This is a genomic window from Streptomyces sp. NPDC054834, from assembly GCF_053611185.1.
On sequence record NZ_JBSGZV010000114.1, the window covers coordinates 1 to 2279 of the forward strand.

Below are 2279 nucleotides of genomic sequence, written 5' to 3' on the forward strand. Positions count from 1 at the left end.
CCCAGCTCGCGTACCGCTTTAATGGGCGAACAGCCCAACCCTTGGGACCGACTACAGCCCCAGGATGCGATGAGCCGACATCGAGGTGCCAAACCTCCCCGTCGATGTGGACTCTTGGGGGAGATAAGCCTGTTATCCCCGGGGTAGCTTTTATCCGTTGAGCGATGGCCCTTCCATGCGGAACCACCGGATCACTAAGCCCGACTTTCGTCCCTGCTCGACTTGTAGGTCTCGCAGTCAAGCTCCCTTGTGCCTTTACACTCTGCGAATGATTTCCAACCATTCTGAGGGAACCTTTGGGCGCCTCCGTTACTTTTTAGGAGGCGACCGCCCCAGTCAAACTGCCCACCTGACACTGTCTCCCCGCCCGATAAGGGCGGCGGGTTAGAAGGTCAATACAGCCAGGGTAGTATCCCACCGATGCCTCCACCGAAGCTGGCGCTCCGGTTTCCAAGGCTCCTACCTATCCTGTACAAGCTGTACCAACATTCAATATCAGGCTGCAGTAAAGCTCCACGGGGTCTTTCCGTCCTGTCGCGGGTAACCTGCATCTTCACAGGTACTATAATTTCACCGAGTCTCTCGTTGAGACAGTGCCCAGATCGTTGCGCCTTTCGTGCGGGTCGGAACTTACCCGACAAGGAATTTCGCTACCTTAGGACCGTTATAGTTACGGCCGCCGTTTACTGGGGCTTCAATTCGCACCTTCGCATACGCTAAGCGCTCCTCTTAACCTTCCAGCACCGGGCAGGCGTCAGCCCCTATACTTCGCCTTACGGCTTCGCAGAGACCTGTGTTTTTGCTAAACAGTCGCCTGGGCCTATTCACTGCGGCTCTCTCGGGCTTGCACCCTAACAGAGCACCCCTTCTCCCGAAGTTACGGGGTCATTTTGCCGAGTTCCTTAACGAGAGTTCTCTCGATCACCTTAGGATTCTCTCCTCGCCTACCTGTGTCGGTTTGCGGTACGGGCACCTCTCACCTCGCTAGAGGCTTTTCTTGGCAGTGTGGAATCAGGAACTTCGCTACTATATTTCGCTCGCCATCACAGCTCAGCCTTCACGGGAAACGGATTTGCCTATTTCCCAGCCTAACTGCTTGGACGCGGATATCCAATACCGCGCTTACCCTATCCTCCTGCGTCCCCCCATTGCTCAAATGGTGAGGAGGTGGTACAGGAATATCAACCTGTTGTCCATCGCCTACGCCTTTCGGCCTCGGCTTAGGTCCCGACTAACCCTGAGCGGACGAGCCTTCCTCAGGAAACCTTAGGCATTCGGTGGAGGGGATTCTCACCCCTCTTTCGCTACTCATACCGGCATTCTCACTTCTAAGCGCTCCACCAGTCCTTCCGGTCTGGCTTCACAGCCCTTAGAACGCTCTCCTACCACTGTTCGAAGAACAGTCCGCAGCTTCGGTGATACGTTTAGCCCCGGTACATTTTCGGCGCAGAGTCACTCGACCAGTGAGCTATTACGCACTCTTTAAATGGTGGCTGCTTCTAAGCCAACATCCTGGTTGTCTAAGCAACTCCACATCCTTTTCCACTTAACGTATACTTTGGGACCTTAGCTGGCGGTCTGGGCTGTTTCCCTTTCGACTACGGATCTTATCACTCGCAGTCTGACTCCCAAGGATAAGTCATCGGCATTCGGAGTTTGACTGAATTCGGTAACCCGGTAGGGGCCCCTAGTCCAATCAGTGCTCTACCTCCAAGACTCTTACCTTGAGGCTAGCCCTAAAGCTATTTCGGAGAGAACCAGCTATCTCCAGGTTCGATTGGCATTTCACCCCTACCCACACCTCATCCCCGCACTTTTCAACGTGCGTGGGTTCGGGCCTCCATTCAGTGTTACCTGAACTTCACCCTGGACATGGGTAGATCACCTGGTTTCGGGTCTACGACCACGTACTCAATTCGCCCTATTCAGACTCGCTTTCGCTGCGGCTCCGCATCTTCTGCTTAACCTTGCACGGGATCGTAACTCGCCGGTTCATTCTACAAAAGGCACGCCATCACCCGTTAACGGGCTCTGACTACTTGTAGGCACACGGTTTCAGGATCTCTTTCACTCCCCTTCCGGGGTGCTTTTCACCTTTCCCTCACGGTACTGGTTCACTATCGGTCACTAGGGAGTATTTAGCCTTGGAGGATGGTCCCCCCATATTCAGACAGGATACCACGTGTCCCGCCCTACTCTTCGAGTTCACAGCCTGTGTGTTTTAGTGTACGGGAGTATCACCCTGTACCCTGCGACTTTCCAGACGCTTCCACTAACAC

General features: G+C 54.4%; 1 rRNA gene. It reads right to left on the reverse strand.

The features are described from left to right. A 23S ribosomal RNA gene (locus ACWGJM_RS48960) occupies nucleotides 1-2279 on the reverse strand; the annotation flags it as partial.